At 62.6% G+C, this 21,388-nt stretch carries 21 protein-coding genes; 7 read left to right on the top strand and 14 right to left on the bottom strand.

What is annotated here, in order from left to right:
• The first annotated feature begins 3 nt into the window (after positions 1 to 3).
• Positions 4 to 912 carry a LysR family transcriptional regulator gene (locus tag AB7828_RS16515; RefSeq protein WP_439084044.1) on the top strand — a complete coding sequence of 303 codons (909 nt, stop codon included), beginning with the start codon at positions 4 to 6 and terminating at the stop codon, positions 910 to 912.
• 18 nt (positions 913 to 930) lie between these two features.
• Here AB7828_RS16515 and AB7828_RS16510 read toward each other — a convergent pair whose 3' ends face one another.
• From AB7828_RS16510 to AB7828_RS16500, 3 genes are all read right to left on the bottom strand, one after another.
• Positions 931 to 1,089: a hypothetical protein gene (locus tag AB7828_RS16510; RefSeq protein WP_441230650.1), complete on the bottom strand. Its 159-nt coding sequence runs from the start codon at positions 1,087 to 1,089 to the stop codon at positions 931 to 933.
• 204 nt (positions 1,090 to 1,293) lie between these two features.
• Positions 1,294 to 2,019 carry a sulfite exporter TauE/SafE family protein gene (locus AB7828_RS16505; RefSeq protein WP_441230649.1) on the bottom strand — a complete coding sequence of 242 codons (726 nt, stop codon included), beginning with the start codon at positions 2,017 to 2,019 and terminating at the stop codon, positions 1,294 to 1,296.
• Positions 2,016 to 2,591 (bottom strand): N-acetyltransferase family protein, encoded by a 576-nt coding sequence (locus AB7828_RS16500; protein WP_441230648.1) that lies wholly within the window; start codon positions 2,589 to 2,591, stop codon positions 2,016 to 2,018. Before AB7828_RS16500 ends, AB7828_RS16505 begins: the two co-directional genes overlap by 4 nt.
• A gap of 377 nt (positions 2,592 to 2,968) precedes the next feature.
• Between AB7828_RS16500 and AB7828_RS16495 the strand changes: the two genes are divergently transcribed.
• Positions 2,969 to 5,362, top strand: coding sequence for a calcium-binding protein (locus tag AB7828_RS16495; RefSeq protein ID WP_441230647.1), 2,394 nt, complete (start codon positions 2,969 to 2,971; stop codon positions 5,360 to 5,362).
• A 54-nt stretch (positions 5,363 to 5,416) separates the two neighbouring features.
• Here the strand turns inward: AB7828_RS16495 and AB7828_RS16490 are convergent, their stop codons facing one another.
• On the bottom strand, positions 5,417 to 5,821 hold the full coding sequence (locus tag AB7828_RS16490) for a hypothetical protein (protein WP_441230646.1): 405 nt from the start codon (positions 5,819 to 5,821) through the stop codon (positions 5,417 to 5,419).
• Positions 5,822 to 5,972: 151 nt separating this feature from the next.
• Here AB7828_RS16490 and AB7828_RS16485 point away from each other — a divergent pair, with 151 nt between their 5' ends.
• Both AB7828_RS16485 and pgm read left to right on the top strand, forming a co-directional pair.
• Complete coding sequence (locus AB7828_RS16485) at positions 5,973 to 6,719, top strand: Crp/Fnr family transcriptional regulator (RefSeq protein WP_441230645.1); 747 nt, start codon at positions 5,973 to 5,975, stop codon at positions 6,717 to 6,719.
• Between the two features lie 309 nt (positions 6,720 to 7,028).
• On the top strand, positions 7,029 to 8,678 hold the full coding sequence (gene pgm, locus AB7828_RS16480) for a phosphoglucomutase (alpha-D-glucose-1,6-bisphosphate-dependent) (RefSeq protein ID WP_441230644.1): 1,650 nt from the start codon (positions 7,029 to 7,031) through the stop codon (positions 8,676 to 8,678).
• Positions 8,679 to 8,827: 149 nt separating this feature from the next.
• Here the strand turns inward: pgm and AB7828_RS16475 are convergent, their stop codons facing one another.
• From AB7828_RS16475 to AB7828_RS16455, 5 genes are read right to left on the bottom strand one after another with little or no spacing between them, the layout of a single operon-like run.
• Positions 8,828 to 9,595 carry an ABC transporter permease gene (locus tag AB7828_RS16475; protein ID WP_441230643.1) on the bottom strand — a complete coding sequence of 256 codons (768 nt, stop codon included), beginning with the start codon at positions 9,593 to 9,595 and terminating at the stop codon, positions 8,828 to 8,830.
• Positions 9,592 to 10,320: an ABC transporter permease gene (locus AB7828_RS16470; RefSeq protein ID WP_441230642.1), complete on the bottom strand. Its 729-nt coding sequence runs from the start codon at positions 10,318 to 10,320 to the stop codon at positions 9,592 to 9,594. The genes AB7828_RS16475 and AB7828_RS16470 overlap by 4 nt, the downstream gene beginning before the upstream one ends.
• Before the next feature lie 32 nt (positions 10,321 to 10,352).
• On the bottom strand, positions 10,353 to 11,159 hold the full coding sequence (locus tag AB7828_RS16465; RefSeq protein ID WP_441230641.1) for an ABC transporter ATP-binding protein: 807 nt from the start codon (positions 11,157 to 11,159) through the stop codon (positions 10,353 to 10,355).
• A 5-nt stretch (positions 11,160 to 11,164) separates the two neighbouring features.
• Entirely contained in the window at positions 11,165 to 11,863 is a 699-nt protein-coding gene (locus AB7828_RS16460; protein ID WP_441230640.1) for a GntR family transcriptional regulator, read from the bottom strand.
• A gap of 10 nt (positions 11,864 to 11,873) precedes the next feature.
• Positions 11,874 to 12,800: an ABC transporter substrate-binding protein gene (locus AB7828_RS16455; protein ID WP_441230639.1), complete on the bottom strand. Its 927-nt coding sequence runs from the start codon at positions 12,798 to 12,800 to the stop codon at positions 11,874 to 11,876.
• A 120-nt stretch (positions 12,801 to 12,920) separates the two neighbouring features.
• Here AB7828_RS16455 and AB7828_RS16450 point away from each other — a divergent pair, with 120 nt between their 5' ends.
• On the top strand, positions 12,921 to 13,919 hold the full coding sequence (locus tag AB7828_RS16450; RefSeq protein ID WP_441230638.1) for a fumarylacetoacetate hydrolase family protein: 999 nt from the start codon (positions 12,921 to 12,923) through the stop codon (positions 13,917 to 13,919).
• A gap of 146 nt (positions 13,920 to 14,065) precedes the next feature.
• Complete coding sequence (locus tag AB7828_RS16445; protein ID WP_441230637.1) at positions 14,066 to 14,842, top strand: cyclase family protein; 777 nt, start codon at positions 14,066 to 14,068, stop codon at positions 14,840 to 14,842.
• A gap of 171 nt (positions 14,843 to 15,013) precedes the next feature.
• Here the strand turns inward: AB7828_RS16445 and AB7828_RS16440 are convergent, their stop codons facing one another.
• The 5 genes from AB7828_RS16440 to AB7828_RS16420 form a co-directional block, all read right to left on the bottom strand.
• Entirely contained in the window at positions 15,014 to 15,757 is a 744-nt protein-coding gene (locus AB7828_RS16440) for an ABC transporter ATP-binding protein (protein WP_320445448.1), read from the bottom strand.
• On the bottom strand, positions 15,738 to 17,537 hold the full coding sequence (locus tag AB7828_RS16435) for a branched-chain amino acid ABC transporter ATP-binding protein/permease (protein ID WP_441230636.1): 1,800 nt from the start codon (positions 17,535 to 17,537) through the stop codon (positions 15,738 to 15,740). The genes AB7828_RS16440 and AB7828_RS16435 overlap by 20 nt, the downstream gene beginning before the upstream one ends.
• The gene (locus AB7828_RS16430; protein ID WP_068734444.1) at positions 17,537 to 18,394 is read right to left on the bottom strand and encodes a branched-chain amino acid ABC transporter permease; all 858 of its coding nucleotides are present in this window, start codon (positions 18,392 to 18,394) and stop codon (positions 17,537 to 17,539) included. Before AB7828_RS16430 ends, AB7828_RS16435 begins: the two co-directional genes overlap by 1 nt.
• A 21-nt stretch (positions 18,395 to 18,415) precedes the next feature.
• The gene (locus AB7828_RS16425; protein ID WP_115033215.1) at positions 18,416 to 19,615 is read right to left on the bottom strand and encodes an ABC transporter substrate-binding protein; all 1,200 of its coding nucleotides are present in this window, start codon (positions 19,613 to 19,615) and stop codon (positions 18,416 to 18,418) included.
• A gap of 338 nt (positions 19,616 to 19,953) precedes the next feature.
• Positions 19,954 to 20,739 (bottom strand): SDR family NAD(P)-dependent oxidoreductase, encoded by a 786-nt coding sequence (locus AB7828_RS16420; protein ID WP_441230635.1) that lies wholly within the window; start codon positions 20,737 to 20,739, stop codon positions 19,954 to 19,956.
• 91 nt (positions 20,740 to 20,830) lie between these two features.
• On the opposite strand from AB7828_RS16420, the gene AB7828_RS16415 reads away from it, so the two are divergent.
• Positions 20,831 to 21,316 carry a MarR family winged helix-turn-helix transcriptional regulator gene (locus tag AB7828_RS16415; protein ID WP_374725612.1) on the top strand — a complete coding sequence of 162 codons (486 nt, stop codon included), beginning with the start codon at positions 20,831 to 20,833 and terminating at the stop codon, positions 21,314 to 21,316.
• The last annotated feature ends 72 nt before the right edge of the window (positions 21,317 to 21,388 follow it).

The raw sequence follows: 21,388 nt of genomic DNA, 5'->3' as shown, positions 1-21,388 counted from the left end.
CGCATGGACACCGAATTGGCCAGGACATTCCTTGCGGTTGTGAGCGCCGGCAATTTCGTAACTGCGGCGGACAAACTCCATGTCACGCAGTCCACGGTCAGCGCGCGGATCCAGACGCTCGAGCAGTTGCTGCGCGTGACGCTGTTCGTCCGCAACAAGGCCGGTGCGACGCTGACGCCGGCCGGCCGCCAGTTCCAGAAACACGCGTCCACGCTGGTACGTACGGTCGAACATGCGCGGCAGGATGTCGGCATTGCGAAAGGCTTCAGCGGTACGCTGACCGTCGGCGGTCGCATCGGGCTGTGGGAGGAGCATCTGCTGCACTGGCTGCCGCTGATGCGCGCGAAACATCCGGATATCGCGATCCGCGCCGAGAGCGCTCTCGAAGCCGAATTGATGCAGGGCCTCGTCGAAGGCAGGATCGATATCGGCGTGATGTATACGCCGCAGAGCCGGCCCGGCCTCAAGGTCGAGCAGTTGTTCGATGAGCAGCTCATTCTGGTCTCGACCAGCACGCACAGCGCGCCGGAGCCGCAGTCGGGTTACGTCTATATCGACTGGGGCCCGGAATTCTACGCACGCCACATGGCGCTGTTCCCCGATTTCGCCGGGCCATCGCTCACCGCCAATATCGGTTGGCTCGGGCTGCAGCATGTGCTGGAGAATGGCGGCTCCGGATATTTCCCGCGCCGCATCGTTGCACCCCAGCTGAAGGCTGGGCGGCTGCATGCCGTCGCCGATGCGCCGGAATTCTCGATGCCGGCCTATGTCGTCTATCCCGGCGATCGCGACGATGCGATCATCGCCGAAGCAGTCGCACTCATGCATCGCCTCGCGCGTGACGCGGCCAACAAAAAGCCCGCGCCTGCAGGGCAGGCGAGGGCGCCGAAACGTCCGGCAAGGCGGACGTGATGCGGGGCTGAGGCGCGCCTAGGTGCCGGACGGATATCCCGATGTCGCAACGATGGCCGCGATCTGATCGGCGCTGTGCCGGGAACGCGTGGTGGCTGTCAGGCGTGCGATGATCGCCGCGGCAAAGGCGAACAGCGCGAGAGCGACCGATACGTCGGGGTGGATGATCGTTTTCATGGTCGGCTCCTGCATCATCGAGGGGCGGCATCGCCCCTCGGCTTCCTTCGAGCCTAGGACTGTCATGAATTTTGACAAACGAATATTATTGACGCTTGTAATCGATATTATCGATTTGAAATCCACCCGGGCCGAATGACGCCGCGATCGTCGGAATGCGGATCGTATCGGCAGCCTGTTGCGGCCCGCATGGCAACGGCATCGTCACACGATGAGGGCCACGCCCGAGAACAGCAGCAGGACGAGAATGGTGCGTCGGAATGTGGCGTCCTGCACGTTGCGGAATGCAAAGATTCCGAGGCAGACACCCGCGGCCAGGGCGGGAAGGCTGTAAGCGAATTCGCTGACGATGTTCGGCGACAATTGCTGCCGGGACAACATCAGGACGAGCGAGAAGATCTGCATCACGGCGATGAACGGCTGTACGAGGCCGCGCTGTTGCGCTTTCGGCACGCCGTTCAGGTCGCACCAGATGGTTGGCAGAGCTCCGGGCATCGCCGTCAGTCCGCCGACGAGGCCGCCGCCGAAACCGATCATGACATTTCGATTTCGGGTCATCCGGTTCAGATGCGTGAGCGACGGCCGGAGCAGCATATATGCGGCGTAGATCGCGATCAGTGCGCCAAAGCCTTCCTTGAGAATGCGCGCATCGGCGATCTGTAGCAGCCAGATCGCAAGCGGTGCACCGAGAACGCCGCCAATAACAAGCGTCAGGCTCTCCTTCCAGGCGATGCTGTCGCGCAGCGCCCAAAGGTTCGTTGCCTGAACGGCGACGCTGCAGGCCATCATCAATGGAACGGCCTCGGTCGGTGGCAGGACATGCAGCAGGAGAGCGCCCGCAACGGCCGAGAATGCGAAGCCGGCCAGACCGGACACGAATGCTCCCAGGAACACGGCGGCGCTGAGAATGATGAATGTGGATGAGGTCATTCCTGGTTCAGCCCCTTGCCCAGCGCGTCATCCGGATATGGCAATGGTGATGCGCCGACGGCCGGACTCGCGATGAATGGAAGGGTCCTGTGCGGCAGGAGCGTCTTGCGCAGGAGGCGGTGAGTCCAATCGCCATCGCTACGTTCGATGGCATAGCCAAGCGAGCAAGCGAGCTTGTGGATGCGATCGTTGGTGCCGAAGATCGTGCCGTACAATTCCTGCACGCCTCGCTGGGCCGCCAGTGCTTCCACCGTCGCCAGCAATGCACGACCGATGCCGCATCCCTGGACGGCGTCGTCTACCGACAGGGCGACTTCCGCGGTGGCGGTCGCGGCGCATACGGCCTCACCGACGATGTGATGCGACTTCTCCGATTGCGTCGTGGCGATCACGCAGAAGAAGGCGCTGCCAGCACCGTCGATGGTGTGAGCGATGTGGCTGATGGATTGATCGGCCACATTTCCGAGGAAGCGATTGTAGCGCGAGGGCTTCGACAGCGTTCTGAAGTAAGATTGCAACTTCGCAGCGTCGCTCGGACGTGCCAGTCGCAGGTTGATCGCGTGATTGGTCATGTTGCTCCGGAACGAATGCGATTGCGGTGATGGCGTTGAGCGACCTGTTTAGGTCGCGCCGCTATCGCAATGCGTCAGCCGATCGAAGGAGATCGCTGCAAGAATGATGTGGCCATGTGCGCGCAGCCGTCAGCGCCGCGCATGAGTGAGCTTGCGTGTGGAAAACCGAATATCGCGATAAGCGATGAGACCGAACGGGCCGTCGACGTGATCGCCAGCGCGCTCGTTGCAGTGAGACAAGGCAGCCGCGCCGAACGCATACGATGGGATGCAATTGATTCAATGCGAGGACGAACAACGCGCGCTCGACAAATATCAGCCGCAGATTCGTCCGATTAAAGATTCACGCTCCGGCGAAATGAGTTGGGGGCTGCATCATGGCGTTTGTCGGACCTGAATTTCCCATCAATTCCACCACGGCCAATGATCAGGCGGGCGCAACCCAAACGTTGTTGTCCGACGGACGTATTCTTGTCACGTGGACTGCGACCGATGTCGGCGGTCATCAGCCGCATACAATTCAGGGCCACTATTTGTCGGCGGACGGTACGCCTCAAGGACCTGATTTTCAGATCACGATCGACCGTAGCGGGGATCCGGGAGCGCCTTCGGTCACGGCGCTTTCCGACGGCCGCGCCTTTGTCGCATGGCAGTCCTATATCGCCGCCGACAATGTCACCGAAGTTCGCGGCACCCTCATCGATGCGGAGGGGCATCCCGTTGCCGATATGGTGGTCAATTCATCGACGGCAATTTTGCCGCAGATGCCTTCCGTCACGACGCTTGCTGATGGCCAGATCTTGCTGACCTACGTGTCCGCAGACGGCGGGGATCCGAAATATCTTGGCGACATCCGCGGGAGGATCCTCCACGACGACGGGACCGTTGCTGTCGACGATTTCACCGTGAATACGACCACCTGGGGTACGCAATATGATCCGAAGGTAACGGCGCTGCCCGACGGGCGGGCGTTCGTCACATGGAGGTCGTACGATCCCGACGAGGGGCGCTACAACGTCTCCGGCCAGTTCGTGAACCCCGATGGCAGCGCGAGTGCGCCAGACTTTCGCATCCTGGCGGGAGCCCAGTTCAATCAGAGCGACGCGTCCACCGCGGTTCTCGCGGATGGACGCATTCTCGTGGCCTGGACCGCGCAGGAACCGGATGGTGACAGCAACATTCATGCGCGCCTGCTCAACCCGGACGGGTCTGTGGTTGTGTCCGATAATATCGTCAATGCGAATTTTGACGGCGGTCAGGATTCCCCGTCGATCGCCGCACTGCCGGATGGCCGCGCCGTGATCGTCTGGCACGCCACCGATCCCGTCACCGGCGCCAGTGATCTCTATGGTCGCCTGCTGATTCCGGGCGCTTTTCCGATCGGCAACGATTTCCTTGTTAATTCGACAGGTGGCTTGGCGGAAACCGGACCGTATCTGCTGACATTGTCCGATGGGCGTATTCTCGCGACCTGGACCTCGTTCGAGCAGGGACCGGCTGCAGACGATATCCACGGCCGCATCATGTCGTTCAACACGATCACGAATGGCACGCCGGGCGATGACGTGCTTCCCGGCACCGCGGATAACGATATCATTCACGGCGGCGATGGTCGCGACACAATACATGGTGCGGCGGGAAACGACGTCCTGCATGGCGACGGCGGCAACGACTTTCTCTACGGCGATGCCGGAAATGATTTTCTGTTCGGCGGCGATGGCGACGACCGTATGTGGGGCGGTGACGGCAATGACATTTTCGTCGGCGGCAAGGGCGCCGATGCTTTCGCCGGCGCGTCCGGTATCGATACGGTGCGCTACGAGACATCGCCGTCTGGTGTTCACATCGATCTGACGCTTGGCACGGGCAGTGGAGGCGATGCCGCCGGTGACAGTTTCAGTTCGATCGAGATCGTCATTGGTAGTCGCTTCGACGACACGTTGATCGGCGACGGTGCCGCCAACACGTTATTAGGCGGTAGCGGCAAGGATGCGCTTGACGGGCGCGACGGCAATGACGTGCTGGATGGCGGCGAAGGCAACGATGCCCTGACCGGCGGCGCCGGCAATGATATTCTGCATGGCGGTGCCGGTAACGACCAGCTTTGGGGCAATGCGGGTGACGATATCCTCGCCGGCGGCGCAGGTGCCGATGTGCTTGCCGGTGGCGCCGGCAACGATACGGCGGACTACGGCACGTCCATCGCCCAGGTGAATATCAATCTGGCGACAGGTGTCATTCAATGGGGAGATGCTGAGGGCGACAAACTCATTTCGATCGAAAATCTGATCGGGAGCGGGACCATGGACCTGCTGACGGGTGACGCAGGCGACAATCGCATTTCCGGTGGCGGTGGGAACGATCTGATCGATGGCGGCGGCGGAAACGATAGTCTTGATGGCGGCAGCGGCAACGATACGCTCACAGGCGGGCTCGGCGCCGACATCTTGACCGGTGGAGCTGGCGCGGACAGTTTTGTATTCAAAGCTGTGCAGGACAGTCTGCCCGGAGCTGCCGATCAGATCGCCGACTTTTCGTCGATCGTCGCAGACACGGCCGACTGGATCGATCTGTCGGCAATCGATGCCAACAGCAAGGCCGCCGGCGATCAAGCGTTCGCCTTCGTCGGAAGCGCTGTTTTCACACATATCGCCGGCGAATTGCGCTTCGCCGATCATCTTCTTCAAGGCGATGTCGATGGCGATGGTGCGGCCGACTTCGCGGTTCAGGTGAACAGCGCTGTCTTGAAGGCAGGTGACTTCGTCTTGTGATGTCCGCGATGTGAGTGTTGTCGCGCAGCCACCGGCGTCGCGGCCGCTTTCGCGTTACGCTGCGGTCGACGTCCGCGACGTGACGCCCGGCATCAGCTGAAACGGTTGCTCGATCACGATGCTCGGGCAACCCAGCGACGCCGCGACCTGGCTGGTCGAGGCGACCACGGCATGGTCGATCTGCGAGCCGGGAATCTGGGCCACGATCAGCTGCGCGATGCAGAGCTGTTTGGTGCCGCGCAGGTCGAGATCGACCCGGTAGGCAAATAGCGCGTGGACGATGTCGCGCCGGTCGCGGATCACGATCAGCCCGTTGTCGCCGCCGTCGGCATCGGTTCGCCGGCGCACGAAATCCAGCCATGTGTCCAGCGTAACGCTGGCATCGTGCAGATAGACGAGCGGATAGGCCGCGCGAGCGTCCGCCCAAGCCATTGGTTGCGCCTGATATTCCTCATTCATCGCCGGATTCCCGCATGGCCTGCGAAATTGGCGGGGATGGGCTGGTTCGGCATTGATATGGGTCAAAGCGTCCACGATTGATCCATGTCAAATGGTGTAGAGTGATTTTCAAGACCTGCCACATATCACCAAACCGAAGATGGACAGTGCCATGACCTTCGCGGAACCAGCGGCCGAGACCTGTGCCGGAGAGCGCGACTGCAAGCACGGCCGCAGCACCAACGGCTGCGACGATTGCAAGGTGCGCCTGTTCAGCGTCTGCGGCGCATTGGAACCGGCGGAACTCGACGAGCTCGATCGCCTCAGCCAGGTCAAGAATTTCCCGGCCAAGGCCATGCTGTTCGATCAGGGCGCGCTGGCCGGTAGCGTGTTCAACGTGACCGAAGGCATCGTCCGGCTCTACAAGTCGCTACCGGATGGCCGTCGCCAGATCGTTGGCTTTGCGCTGCCCGGTGATTTCCTGGGACTTGCGCTGATGGACCGCTACGGCGTCGCCGCCGAGGCCGTAACGTCGGTGCGCGTCTGCCGTTTCTCCCGCGCGCAGTTTCTCAGCTATGTCGATGGCAAGCCGCATCTGCTGCGCCGTTTGCATGAATTTGCCGGCCATGAACTCTCGCTCGCGCAGGACCAGATGCTGCTGCTCGGGCGCCGCACTGCCGACGAGAAGGTGGCCGCATTCCTGCTGAACCTGCAGGCGCGCTATGGCCGCATCGGCGCGATGTCGGTCAACGTGCCGCTGCCCATGAGCCGCCAGGACATCGCCGACTATCTCGGCCTGACCATCGAAACCGTCAGCCGCACTTTGACCAAGCTCGCCAAGGAAAAGACCGTGGTCGTGGTGCCCGATGGCGTGCGGCTGCTGTCCACCGACCGGCTGGATCAGCTCGCCGCGGCGTAATGCGGCGCTGCATTTTGATGCAGCTCAAGGAGAGCGTGTCCTGCCGCGCTCACACTCTTCTCCGTCAATCAAGGAGAAGAGATATGCCTTTCGACAGTATGCTGGTCGCCGCCGCCGTGGTCACGATGTTCGTCTGCTTCGCGCTGCCGCTGGCCTGCGTCTCGCGCCGGACCTTCGGGCAGTCCTGAGCCCTCCGCGGGCCGCTCGGCGCCTCGCAAACAGCTGATTTGTCTTTCAAAACATGCCATGAGTCCTGACCCCGGCGACTGTTGCGCCGCGTCTGGGCTCTTGGTGTACGAAGGAGAACAAATGGCTGCTCATGTGAGTCCGCTGGCCGGCAAAACCATCGATCCGTCCCTGCTGGTCAACGTGCCTCGGCTGGTGACGGCCTATTTCGCCGGCAAGCCGGATCCGTCCATCCCCGCCCAGCGCGTCGCTTTCGGCACCTCCGGCCATCGCGGCTCCGCGCTCCACAATTCCTTCAACGAGAACCACATCCTCGCGGTCAGCCAGGCGATCTGCGATTACCGCAAGGGTGCCGGCATCGACGGCCCGCTGTTCATCGGCATCGATACCCATGCGCTGGCTGAACCAGCGCTGGTCAGCGCGCTGGAAGTCTTCGCCGCCAATGGCGTGCATGTGCGGATCGACCAGGACGACGGTTATACGCCGACGCCAGTGATCTCCCACGCCATCCTCACCTACAACAAGGGCCGCTCATCTGGTCTGGCCGATGGCGTCGTGGTCACGCCGTCGCACAACCCGCCGGAAGACGGCGGCTTCAAGTATAATCCGCCGAACGGTGGCCCGGCCGATACCGACATCACCGGCATCATGGAGAAAGCTGCCAACGGCTTCCTCGAGAACGACATGGCCGGCGTCAAGCGCATCCCGATCGCGCGTGCGCGCAAATCCGAATTCGTGAAGCGCTACGATTTCATCACGCCCTATGTGACCGACCTCGCCGATGTCGTCGACATGGAGGCGATCCGCGCATCAGGCGTCAAGATCGGCATCGATCCGCTCGGGGGCGCCGGCGTGCATTACTGGCAGCCGATCATCGAGCGCTACAAGCTCGATGCGACCATCGTGAATACCGCGATCGATCCGACCTTTCGCTTCATGACGCTGGACTGGGACGGCAAGATCCGCATGGACTGCTCGTCGCCCTATGCGATGGCCAAGCTCATCGGCATGCGCGACCGGTTCGATGTCGCTTTCGCCAACGACACCGATGCCGACCGCCACGGCATCGTCACCCGCACCGGCGGCTTGATGAATCCGAACCATTATCTGGCGGCGTCCATCGACTATCTGTTCGCGCATCGCCCGAACTGGCGCAAAGATGCGGCGGTCGGCAAGACCATCGTCTCCAGCGCCATCATCGACCGCGTGGTGAACAAGCTCGGCCGCAAACTGGTCGAGACGCCAGTCGGGTTTAAATGGTTCGTGAATGGCCTCGTCGATGGCTCGTTCGGCTTCGGCGGCGAGGAAAGCGCCGGCGCCTCGTTCCTGCGCAAGGACGGCACGGTGTGGACCACCGACAAGGACGGACTTATTCTGGGCCTGCTCGCCGCCGAAATCACCGCGGTGACCAAGCAGAATCCGAGTCAGCGTTTCGAGAAGCTCACGCAAGAATTCGGCGCGCCCTATTACGAGCGCATCGACGCCGCGGCTACGCCTGAGCAAAAGAATGTGCTGAAGAAAGTCACGCCGGAGCAGATCGGCATGACCGAACTCGCCGGCGATGCGGTGACCAAGACCGAGAGCAAGGCGGCCGGCAATGACCAGTCGTTCGGCGGCATCAAGGTCTCGACCGCCAATGGTTGGTTCGCCGCGCGGCCGTCCGGCACCGAGGATGTTTACAAGATTTACGCCGAGAGCTTCCGCAGCGCGGATCATCTCAAGCAGATTCAAAGCGACGCGCAGGCGGCGATCTCGAAGGTGTTTGCGAAATAGCCTCACGCGCAACCTCACACTCGTCGTTCCGGGGCGCGCGGCACGCGCGAACCCGGAACCTCATGGTGCTTGGCACGATCAGAGAGCCACAGGATGAGGTTCCGGGTTCGCTCGCAAGAGCGAGCGCCCCGGAACGACGAGTATGTTTCTCAATGCCCGCTCGTTCGCCACCGTAGCAGTCGCTGTTCGACCATCGACATCGCCAGCGCGGTCACATAGCCGATCATGCCGAGCAGGATGACGCCGGCGAACAGATCCGCCGAACGAAACGCGCGCGCCGAGAGCAGCACCCAGTGGCCGAGGCCGTCGAGCCCCGCGAGGATTTCGCAGACCACTGCCAGGATCAGCGACACGGTCAGGCTGAGCCGCATGCCGGAGATGATATCGGGACTGGCAGATGGCAGAGCTATCTTGAAGATCACCGCGAGGCGCGACATATGCAGCGAGCGCGCGACCTCATAGAGACGCGGCTCTACTGCGCCGAAGCCGTGAACGGTCGCAAGCAGCATCGGCCAGATCGCGCCGAAAGCGATGACGAACAGCGCCATGCCTTGGGTCAGTCCGAACAGAGCGATGGCGACGGGAATGATCGCCGATACGGGCAGTGGCCGCAGGAATTCCAGCGACGGGGCGACATAGCTGCGCATCGCCTTGGACGAGCCGATCATGGCGCCGAGTGCGATGCCGACGACGGATGCGACCAGCCAGCCATAGAACATGTGTTCGAGGGTGCCGATCGTCTTGTCCAGCAATGTGCCATTGCTGAAGCCGCGCATCAGCGCGGCCCAGGCGCGATCGGGGCCGGGCAGGAACACCGGCGAGACCAGTTTCAGATTGGCGATCAACTGCCACAGCGCGATCAGGCCTGCAGTCACGGCGAAGCTGGCAAGGCGCCAGAGGGTGAGTGCCCAGTTCATCGGACCTCTCCCGCCAGCGCTGCGGGGCCAAACAGATGCTGCTGCGCTGCCAGCAATCCGGCATTGAGCGTATAGCCGATGAGGCCGATCCACAGCAGGTAAGCGAGCATCAGGTCGGGTCGCAATGCTTGCTGCGCAATCATGATGCCGGCGCCAAGCCCGATGGGATTGATCGCGATCTCCACGGTGACCGCGACGATCAGCGCGATGCCGGCGGCCAGGCGGAAGGCGAGAAAGATGCGCGGCAGTGCGGCGGGAATGATGATCTTGCGGACGCGGTCGCCTGGCGACAGCCGCAGCGCGCGGGAGACTTCGATCAGTCGCGGCTCGATGCTGCGCACGGCAGCGCGGCTGAGGATCAGGATCGGCCACACACAGGCAAAGGCCACGATCACAATTTCCATGCGATAGCCGAAGCCGAGCGCGATCAGGGCGATCGGTAGCAGCGCGATGGAGGGGATCGGCCGCAGGGATTCGATGGTGACTTCCATCAGCCGATCCAGCGGCTGGAAGATACCGAGTGCAATTCCGAGGAACAGGCCGATGGCGCCGCCGAGCACGAGGCCGGCAAAGGCCGAAGCCAATGTGTCGCGCGTCGCCGCCAGGATCGAGCCGTCGCCGAACGCCTGAAACAGCGCCAGCACGACGGCGCTCGGCGGCGCCAATGCATCGCTGTGGATATCGACCGAGCGCGCCCAGATTTCCAGCACGATGAGCAGGCTCATCGGAAGGATCGCCGCTTTCAGGCGCTCGGACCTCATGCTTCCGATGCCTTGATGAAGTCGAACAATTCGCGGCGCAGCCGCAGGAATTCCGGGTTCTCGCGTGTGGTCAATTGATCGCGCGGGCGCGGCAGGTTGATCTTGAGATCAATGCCGATGCGGCCGGGATGCGGCAGCAGGCCGACCACGCGGTCGCCGAGATAAATGGCTTCTTCGAGATCGTGGGTGACGAAGATCACTGTGGCCTTGCTGGCATCGAGCAGTGACAGGACCTCGTCCTGCAGACCCTGCCGCGTCATGGCATCGAGTGCGCCGAACGGCTCGTCCATCAGCAGCGCTTTCGGTTCCTGCGCCAGACATCGTGCGATCTGCAGCCGCTGCTGCATGCCGCCGGACATCTCGGCCGGATATTTCGCGGCGTGATTGGGCAGCCCGACTTTCTTCAGCAACTCGTCGATGCGGGCCGGGCGCTGGGTCTTGGGCATGCCGATGGTTTCCAGCGCCAGCGCGACATTTCCGGCGGCGGTGCGCCATGGCAGCAGTGCCTTGCCATAATCCTGGAACACGATGGCGACGTCGCGCCGCGGCGCGCGCATGGGCTCGCCGTCGAAGCTGACATGTCCGGATGTCGGTTGGTACAGGCCGGCGGCAAGGCGAAGCGCCGTCGTCTTGCCGCAGCCGGAGGTGCCGATGATGCAGAGGAACTCGCCGGGCTTCACGTCGAGGCTGACGTTTTCGATAATCGTCTTGCCGCCGAGATCCAGCGTGACATGGGAAAACCCGATCTGCGACTTTTCGGGTTGGGCCGCCGGCATGTCTTTGCGAAGGGCAATGGATGTCATCGCGCTCAATCTCCCTGTCCGGGCGGATAGACGAAAGCGAGCGTCGAGTGCAGATGCGACGTCAGCATGGCCTGTGCAGGACCGGTTTCGCGCGCAAGCACCCGATCGGCCAGAAGCTGATGGGCTGCGACAAAGCGGCTGCCGCTGTCGAAGCCGCGCATCATCACTCGGCGGTAGCGATAGGCCTGATCGTAAAGTTCCGAATGGGCCGCGAGCAGGCGCTTCGAATTGCAGGCCGCCAGCAATGCGGTGTGAAATCCCTTATGGAGCTTGTCGAAATCCGGCGCTCCTTCGCGGAATTCATCGCCGGTCCGGTCGATATGCCTGCGCATCTGGTGAAGCGCGCCGAGGATGCCAGCCTCCCAGGCATCGTCGCCATGTTCGATGGCCAGCCGCAGCGCCTCCATCTCCACCACGCTACGCATTCGTGTGATGTCGGCCAGATCCTCCCGGCTGATGTCGGCGACGCGAAAACCGCGCTGGCCGATGCCGATAATCAGGCCGCGTGAGATCAGGCGTGACAGTCCTTCGCGCATCGGCGTGGCGCCGATCTCGTAACGCTGCACGAGATCGACGATGCCAAGCCGCGTGCCCGGCGCGAGATTGCCGGCAATGATGTCATGCTGGAGCAATGTCGCTGCACGTTCGCTCAGCGTATCCGAGCCGGATACATCGATTGGACTGCTAAGGGGCTGGCCCGCCATTCAGTTTGACCTATTTCAGAATCAGTTTGTTGAGATCGAGTTTGGTCTCCAGCATTTTCTGCGAGGACATGACGTCGATCCACCATGCCAGTTGCTCGGGCTTCAGCACCGGCTCTGACTTGTTCGGCGGCGATGCCTTCACCAGTTCGATGGTCTGTTTGGTGAATTTGGCAATCGCGGCTGAGGTCTTGTCTTTGTCGCTGTTCACGATCGCCGCACCTTCGGCGATGGCAGCGCGAAATTTCCTGACTGTGTCGGGATTCTTCTCGGCCCATTCGCGCGAGGCCGCGTAGAAGATGATCGGCTCCGTGCGCTCAAGCTCCGACGCGTAGCGTGCGCCGATGCTGCCGCTGCCGGCCGCCAGCATGCGCGATACCGTCGGCTCGGCGGTCAGCACGGCATCGACACCGCCGGACTTGATGATGTCCGGCATGGTCGGGAAGGTCACTTCGACGAAATTGACCTTCCTGGGATCGACACCCTTGTCGACCAGCCATTTGACGAACAGCACGTGAAGAAACGCACCGAGGCCCGGTGCGCCGACCTTCTTGCCGACGAAATCCTTTGGCTCCTTGATCGTGATGCCGTTACGTACGAAGGCGGTAATATTGGCGTTTGAGGTCGGGCTCATCACCGTTGCGCCGGCGACCGCGACGAGATCGAGACCGCCGTCGGCAGCCTGCAGGAAGACGGTGGAGGTCGGGCCGCCGATCTGGATCGAGCCGGACAGAATGGCCGCCGGGATATTGGAGTTGATGCCGATGGGAATCATCTCGGCATCGAGCCCGTGCTTCTTGAAGATGCCTTCATCGACCGCGATCATCGCGGACGCGCAGTCCGTTGTTGCAGTGCAACCGATCTGGAGCTTGGTCTGGGCATGCGCGGTGCCCGTCACAGCGAGCGTGGCCAACAGGGCTGCCACCGTCCACTTGGTCATGGTCGTCTCCCTCACCCGAGCATTTTTCGATCGTGAAGCAATCTTTGCGATCGCCTCTTGTTTATCGATATTTTTTTTGATCATATATTTTATCGAAGAACAAGCAAGTGGGAGACGCCAGTGAAACTCGCGACATTTCGTGCCGGCGGTCAGCAGGATGGCCAAGCCAGGGTCGGCGTCGTTCACACCAACGATACCAAGCTGTTCGATCTCGCCAGCGCTGCAGCCCGCGATGGCGGAAATCCCGCCTTCGACTCGATGCTGGCGCTGATCGATGCAGGTGAAGGCGCACTCGATACGGCGCGAGCCTTGTTTGAGAAGCACGGCAGCGACGCCTCGCTGTCCGTGAATGTCGCCGGCACAGACATTCTCGCACCATTGCCCGAGCCGCGGCAGATGCGCGATGGCATGTCGTTTCCGTTGCATATCCGGCAGTCGCCGCGTGGCCAGTTGAAGCTGGCCGCCCGTGCGAAGGGTGACATGGAAGAACTGGCACGGCTCGAAGCCGAGCCACTCGGCGAATTGCCTGAAGTGTATCGCCGCCAGCCGATCTACTACATCACCAACCGCTTCAGCGTGCGCGGTACGAATACGACGGTGAAGTGGCCGCGCTACAGCAAGGTGATGGACTACGAACTCGAATTCGGCATCGTCACCAAGAACAAGGGCGCCAATATTTCCGCGGCCAAGGCGAAGGATCACATCTTCGGCTACACCATCTTCAACGATTTCTCGGCCCGCGACGCGCAGCGGCTCGAGATGGAAGGCCGCCTCGGCCCGGCCAAGGGCAAGAGTTTCGATGGCGGCAACGTGCTGGGGCCGTGGATCGTCACCCCTGACGAGATCGGCGATCCCTACAGACTGAAGATGGAATGCCGCGTCAACGGCAAGGTGCGTTCGTCCTCGACCAGTGAAGGTATGCTGTTTTCCTTCGAGGAGATCATCGCCCATGTGACGCAGGACGAGACGCTAATGCCCGGCGAATTCATCGGCTCCGGCACCGTCGGCAACGGCTGCGGTCTCGAACTCGGCTGGTATCTCGAACACAATGACGACATCGAACTCGAGGTCGAAAAGATTGGGATATTGAAGAACAAGGTGGTGCGGCAGGATATGTAACGCACCTGCCTCTCCACGTCATTGCGAGGAGCGAAGCGACGCGGCAATCCAGAAGCAACAAGCGCAGACTGGATTGCTTCGTCGCAAGGGCTCCTCGCAATGACGACCGATAGGATCAAACAAAAAACGAAAATCGAGGAAATCCCATGCCCCGTCGCCTCATCGACATTTCCGTTCCCCTGCAGAATGACGTTCCCGCCGATCCGCCGGGTAATCATCCCACCATCAATTATGTCGATCACCAGCAGGGCCTGCCGCGGATGCTGCAGTTTTTCGACGGGCTGAAGGCCGAGGATCTGCCGGACGGGCAGGGCTGGGCGGTGGAGCTGGTGCAGCTCTCGACCCACAACGGCACGCATCTCGACGCGCCCTATCATTTCCATCCCACCATGAATCGCGGCGAGCGGTCATGGACCATTGACGAAGTGCCGCTGGACTGGTGTTTGCAGCCCGGCGTGAAGCTCGACTTCCGGCATTTTCCGGACGGCTATGTCGCGACGGCCAAGGACGTCGAGGACGAGCTCAAGCGCATCGGCCATACGTTGAGCCCGCTGGAGATCGTCGTCGTCAATACGTCTGCCGGCGTCAAATACGGCCAGCAGGACTATGTCATCTCCGGCTGCGGCATGGGCTATGAGGCCACCATGTATCTGCTGGAGCGCGGTGTGCGCCTCACCGGCATCGATGGCTGGAGCTGGGACGCGCCCTTCGTCTACACCGCGAAGAAATATGCCGAGACGAAAGATGCCAGCCTGATCTGGGAAGGCCACAAGGCCGGCCGGCATATCGGTTATTGCCATCTCGAGAAGCTGCACAATCTCGAACAACTGCCGTCCACCGGCTTCATGGTGTCGTGCTTCCCGGTGAAAATCGAGAAGGCATCGGCGGGGTGGACAAGGGCGGTAGCGATTATCGATAGTTGAACATCGCGAGCGCAAGCGCAGCCTCACACTGTCATTCCGGGGCGCTTGCTCTTCGCGAGCGAACCCGGAATCTCGAAGTGTTCATCACTCTACTACTTCGAGATTCCGGGTTCGCGTGCGCGAAGATGCGCTCGCGCCCCCGGAATGACGAGTGTGTGGAGCAGCGCTGTCCTACACCGCCGCCGCTTCCTCATGCCCGAAATAGGCCCGCTCCAGCCGCTGCGGCAGGTTGGCTTCCGACGTCGCGGCTTCCAGCACGATGCGCCCCTGCGACAGCGCGTAGACGCGGTTGGCAGCGCCGAGCGCTTTCTCGACAAGTTGCTCCACCAGCAGTACGGCGGTGCCTTGTTTCTGCAATTGCGCGATCACCGTCAGCACGCGATCGACCAGCACTGGCGACAGACCGGCAGAAGGTTCATCCAGCATCAGCAGCCGCGGGCGCCGCACGAGACCTTGGGCCACAACCAGCATCTGCTGCTGCCCGCCCGAGAGCGAAGCTCCGCGCTCGTGGCGCTTCTCCGCGATTTCCGGAAAGAACGACAGCGCCTCATCGACACGCGCGTTGCGCTCGCCGCGCGGCAGGTCGTAGGCCGCGAGCAGCAGATTTTCGGTGACGGTCTGCTGCGTGAACACGCGGTGGCCCTCGATCACATGCACGAGGCCGGCACGCGCGGCTTCGCGCGGCGTGCCGTTGCTGATGTCACGGCCGTCGAAGCGCACGCTCGCAGCATTGACCGGCAGCAGGCCGGAGATCGCGCGCAGCAGCGTCGACTTGCCGGCACCGTTGGGGCCGAGCAATGTGACGACCTCGCCGGCGGCGATATGCAGGTCGATGCCATGGAGCACGCGGATCTTGCCGTAGCCGGATTCCAGCGCGGTGACCCTGAGCAGCGGTTCAGCCTCCGAGGTAAGCACTGACGACCTCCTTGTGAACGCGGATTTCGGCGGGGGTGCCGGCGGCGAGAATCTTGCCGAGATTGAGCACCGTGACCTGATCGCAGATGTCGAAGATCAGGTCGGCGTGATGTTCCACCAAGAGTACGCCGGTGCCGCGGCGGCTGATGGCCATGATCAGCGCGCCGAGCCTTGTGATCTCGTCGCTGGAAAGACCGGCGGCAGGTTCGTCCAGCAGCAGGAAGTCCGGCTGCAGCATCAAGGCCCTCGCGATCTCGATGAAGCGCAACTCGCTGTGCTGCAGGCGATCGGCGCGGACATCGGCCAGCGCCTCCAGCCCGACAACGCCGAGCATCGCGCGCGCCTGTGCGGCGAGCTTGCGTTCGTCGCGATGATGCCGCGGCAGCGACAGCAGCGCCTCGGCAAATGTTGCTTCGCCCTCGATGGTGCCGCCGACCATGACATTCTCAAGCACCGAGGCTTCGCCGATCACGCGGGGCGTTTGGAAGGTGCGGGCGATGCCTTTGCCAGCGCGCAGTTCCGGCATCCCGGGCGGCAGCGCGTCGTCGCCGAGCGTGATGGTGCCGCCCTTGGCGGCGTAGTAGCCGGAGATCACATTCAGCGTGGTGGTCTTGCCGGACCCGTTGGGGCCGATCAGGCCGTGGATCTGGCCGGGCTTCACGTCGAGATAGAGGCCGTCGATGGCGCTGACATTGCCGAAGGTCAGCACCACATCACGCAGAGTCAGCGTCTTGGTGGTGGCCGTCTTGCGCAGGACCTCGGCAAGCCCGGCGATGCGCGGCACGATGGTGCGGTTGCTGGCGAGCGGACGGCGGCTCTTGAAATCCAGCAGAGCGGCGATGCCGCCCGGCATCACCAGCACGATGAGGAGCAGCAGCACCGCATAGAGGAAGGTTGACCACGCCGCGAGCGGTGCTGCGATTTCCGGCAGGATGGTGAGGATGATCGTGCCGAGCATAGGGCCCAAAATTGACCCGCGGCCGCCGATCAAGATGGCGATGAAGAACAAGACCGAGAGATCGAAGGTGAAGGCATCCGGCGTGATATAGGTCTGCAGGCTGGCGAACAGCCCGCCGGCAAAGGCCGCCATCGCGCCGGCGAGCAGGAAGATCGACACCAGCAGCTTCGGTTTGGAAATGCCGGTGGCTTCCGCCGCCACATCCGCATCGCGGATCGCGATCAGTGCGCGGCCGAACCGGCTATAGGCGATATTGGCGCTGAGCCATGTCGCCACCGCCGCGAAGCCGATGCACAGATAATAAAAGCCCCATGGCGTGTTGAACGGCGCGGAGAATTCCGGGCCGACGATGCCGATGCCGCCGCCGGTGACGCTCTGCCAGGCCAGCGCGATCTGTGTCACGATGGTGGCGAAGCCGAGTGTGGTCATGGCGAAGTAGAAGGTGCGCAGCCGCATCGCCGGCAGGCCGACGATGACGCCGAACACCGCGCCGACGCAGCTTGCAATGATCAGCGCGCCATAGATCGGCACCGGCGGCAGCACATTGCCGGCGGCGAGTACGCTGGTCGTGTAGGCACCCAGCGTCAGTAGTGCCACATAGCCGATGGCGAGATGGCCGGCGAAACCGACGACGAGATTGAGCCCGGCCACCAGCACCCAGTAGATCGCGGCGCGGGTGCCGATCAGCGCCCAATAATCGTTGCTGACGAAAGGCAGGATCATCGCCAGCGCGAACACGCCGAGGAAGGGCAGTAGTGCGGGCAGCACGGAATGTCTGGTCGTGGCGTCGCGCGATGTCGGAATATCGGTGATCGCCGTCATCACACCCTCCGCGCCGTTGCGGAGCCGAACAGGCCCGAGGGCGCTGCCAGCAACACGATGATGAAGATCGCGAACACCGCGACCGACGAGAAGATGCCGCCGACCAGGAAATTCGCCGCTTGCTGGAACAGGCCGAGCGCGAGCCCGCCGATCAGCGCGCCGCGATTGTTGCCGAGGCCGCCGAGCGCAACGGGCACGAAGCCGTAGAAGTTCAACAGCGCGCCATTGGCGAAGAAGGCCAGCATCAGTTCGCCGCCGGCGAAGCCGGCCACGCCGCCGATCACGCCGGCGAGGGCATAGCTCGCCACGCGCAGGTTGCGCTCCGGCAGGCCGAGTGCACGTGCCGCAAAGTTGTCCTCCGCGATCGCCATGAAGGCGTGACCGACCAGCGTGCGGCGATAGAGATATTCGAGGCCGAGGATGGTGAGGCCGCAGGCCACCACCGGCAGCCAGAATTTCTCGTCCCACACGCCGGTGCCGAGACCGACGATGCGTGGGAAGGGCTGCGGCTCGGTGCCCCATTTGATGGCGGTGACCTGCTGGATCATCAGCGCCAGCGCCAGCGTCGAGAGCACATAGAGGTGCTGTTCGAGGCTTTTCAGCACCGGCCGCACCGCGACGAATTCGGTGATGACGCCGATGATCGCGCAGGCGATTAAAGTGAGGGCGAAGCCGACCAGCGTCGGCATCCCCATTTTCAGCATGAACAGCGAACCGAACACCCCGCCGAGCATCGCGAGCTGTCCGGCGGTGAAGCTCATCACCCGCGAGGTCGAGAACATCGTGTTGTAGGTGATGCCGACGAGCGCATAGATTGCGCCCGCTGCGAGGCCTGAAGCTATGATCGAGCCGAGCATATGTGTCGTCCTCGCGCCGGTCTATGAGTAGCCGGGGGCGAGGGCGAATGTGCCGTTCTTGGCAGAGCGCGCTTCCGACATCACGATCTCGTCGGTCGGATAGCCGTTGTGCTGGGTGGGTGAAAACGAATAGTTGCCGAAATAGCCGGGATATTTGGTCAGCGAGTTCCAGTATTTGACGATGCCCTCGCTGTCGGTCGATCCGCTGGCTTCGACAGCCCTGGCAATCAGTTCGACGGCGTCGATACCGCCCGCGATCCACCACAGCAGCGTGTCGTTCAGCGGCACCTTGGCCTTGTTCAGGCGATCGACGAGATCCTGACTCTTCGGCGGCAGTTTGCCGGCTGAATCGTAACTGCAGCTCTTGTAGCCGATGGCGTAGACCTTCTCCCAGTTGGCAGGCTTCTCGATCAGGCTGGCGAGTTCGCCGGATGCCAGCGAGGGATGGCCGACAAAGGCAACGTCCCAACCCATCGATGCGCGGGTGTTGAACATGCGCGCTTCCATGCCGGTGGAAACACTCCATACCACGATGACCTGCGCAGCGGCATTCTTGGCGCGCAGCATGTCCGGCGTCATGTCGGGCTGCGTCGCGTCGATATTGGCGCTGTAGACCACGTCAGCGCCGTCTTTCTTGAAGGCCTCGACCGAGGCTTTCACGGCGGTGACGCCGTAGCCCGTGGTGTCGCCGATCACGGCGATCTTGCTGACTTTCAGCACCTTGAGGCAGTAGTTGCGGACGGCGTCGTCCCACTGGCCGTTGGATGGCGCGATACGAAACGCGGCGGGGAATTTCGCGGGATCGATCAGCGTGTCGACGACGCAAGGATGCAGGTCGGGCATCTTGGCGCGCGCCATCAGTGGCGTCGTGGCCAGTGCCTCGCCGGAATTCACCGGCCCCCAGATTGCATGGACCTTGGCCTGGCTGATCAGTTCCTGGGTGGCGTTGACGGCCTTGGTCGGATCGCCCTGCGTGTCGCGCGTGATGATCTCGATCTTGCGGCCCTTGACGCCGCCGGCGGCATTGATGGCTTCCGTGGCAAATGTGACGCCGCGGTTGAAGCCGACGGTCGGCGCCGAACTCGGTCCGGTCATGGCGGCGAGCCAGCCGATCTTGATCGGTTCGGACGATTGCGCAATGGCGGGACGTGCGAGTGGAAAACTTGCTGCGCCGAGTGCGCCGGCGCCGCCCAACAGAATTCCACGACGAGAAATGCTCATCTTGACTTCCTCCCTGTGTTTTCCCTTTGCGGTGCCTGTCATTGATGCAGGCATCCGTTTCGTCCGCCCGGTCGTTGCCGGATTATGTATGTGGGTGATGTCGTTGGTCGGTCAGATACTCCGGATCGTCATGATATATGCCGATGTTGCGCGGTGGCAGAACGCGGCGCGCAAATCCATCTCCATCGCCTCAGGCTGACCTGTCGCGGTGGCTTTGGCAATCGGCTTGTGATCTTTGACGATGGCAAGGACGTTGCCAAGGGCGTAGTCGTTGCAAGTCACACGGTGCTGCTCTGCAGTCTCGCTCGTCTGTTGCAACGCAATGATGCGCGCCGTCGTCAGGTCGCGCTGAAGCCGCCATCTGCCGATAGCACATGGCCGACGATGTAGCCGGCATCGTCGGACGCGAGCCACACCACGGCTTCGGCCACTTCATGCGGTTGGCCCATACGCCGGATCGGCAGGCCGGCTGCGACGGCCGACATGTCGGCGATCCCCGAGGCCAGCATCATGTCGGTGACGACGCGGCCCGGCGCCACCGCATTGATGCGGACGCCGCGCGGCCCGCATTCCATCGCTGCCGAACGCATCAGTGAGATCACCGCCGCTTTCGATGCGGAATATAGCGCAAGGCCGGGATTGGGATTGCGGATGCCGCTCACCGACGCGTTGATGACGATGCGGCCGCCGCCACTCAGTTCCATGGCCTGGATCTGATGCTTCAGGCCAAGAAACACCGAGCGGACATTGGCATCGAACACGGTGTCATAGACCGCCTCTGTCTGCTGCTCGACCGGCGCGCGCCGTTCCTGATAACCGGCATTGTTGAAGGCCACGTCGAGCCGCCCGAAACGGGACATCACAGCCTGCACCAGGCTGGCGACCTCGGCCTCCTCGGTTACGTCAGTGCGCACGAACAGCGTTTTGGCACCGAACCGGCCGCAGTCGTCGGCGGCGGCCTGTCCCTCGGCCTCGCGACGGCCTGCGATCACCACTGCAGCTGCGCCTTCCTGCGCCATCAGCAGCGCAGCCGCCCGGCCGATGCCGGTGCCGCCGCCGGTCACGAGGCAGATGCGTCCGGCCATGCGGTCGCGGGGGCGGAACTGGGCAGCGCTGGTTGTCATGATCATTCCTTGCACGGATCGTGCTAACACGGGCGTTATTCGTTGCCAGCAATATAGTTGTATTATGCAACTATCGTCAAGGAGCCTGCGATTGTCCGATATTGACGCCGATTTGATTGATCACATCCGCGCCGCGTCGCGTCTGATGGTGCGCGAACTCGGTTTCATGCAGGCAACGGTTGCAGCGACCGACTATCCGCCATCGGCGGTGCATACGCTGCTGGAGATTGGCGCGCGCGAGGCGATGACCGCGGTCGAATTATCCGCGTTTCTCGGGCTGGAGAAATCCAGCGTCAGCCGGATGATCCGCAAGCTGATCGACGCCGGCGAGCTGAAGGAAGCCGCCAGTGCCGGCGACGGCCGCGTCAAGCGGCTGTTGCTCACGGCCAAGGGGCGGCGGACCCGCGAGGCGATCGAGGCCTATGGGCAGCGGCAGGTCACCAATGCCTTGCAGCAACTGGCCCCGGCCCAGCGTCAGAAGGTGGCCGAAGGTCTCGCGCTCTATGCCGAGGCACTGGAAGCGCATCGGCTGGCAGACGCACAGACGCCGGACCGGACATTGGCCAGGCGGTCTTGAACCGCTACAGTCGAATCCGGCACACTCGACCGGCTTGACTGGTTCGCATCGTGCAAAAGTAAGTCGTGCCAA

This window comes from Tardiphaga sp. 215_C5_N2_1 (assembly GCF_052076055.1).
GTDB classification, from domain to species: Bacteria; Pseudomonadota; Alphaproteobacteria; order Rhizobiales; family Xanthobacteraceae; genus Tardiphaga; species Tardiphaga robiniae.
The sequence above is the reverse complement of the archived record's forward strand: the minus strand, read 5'-3'. Positions and strand labels throughout refer to the sequence as shown.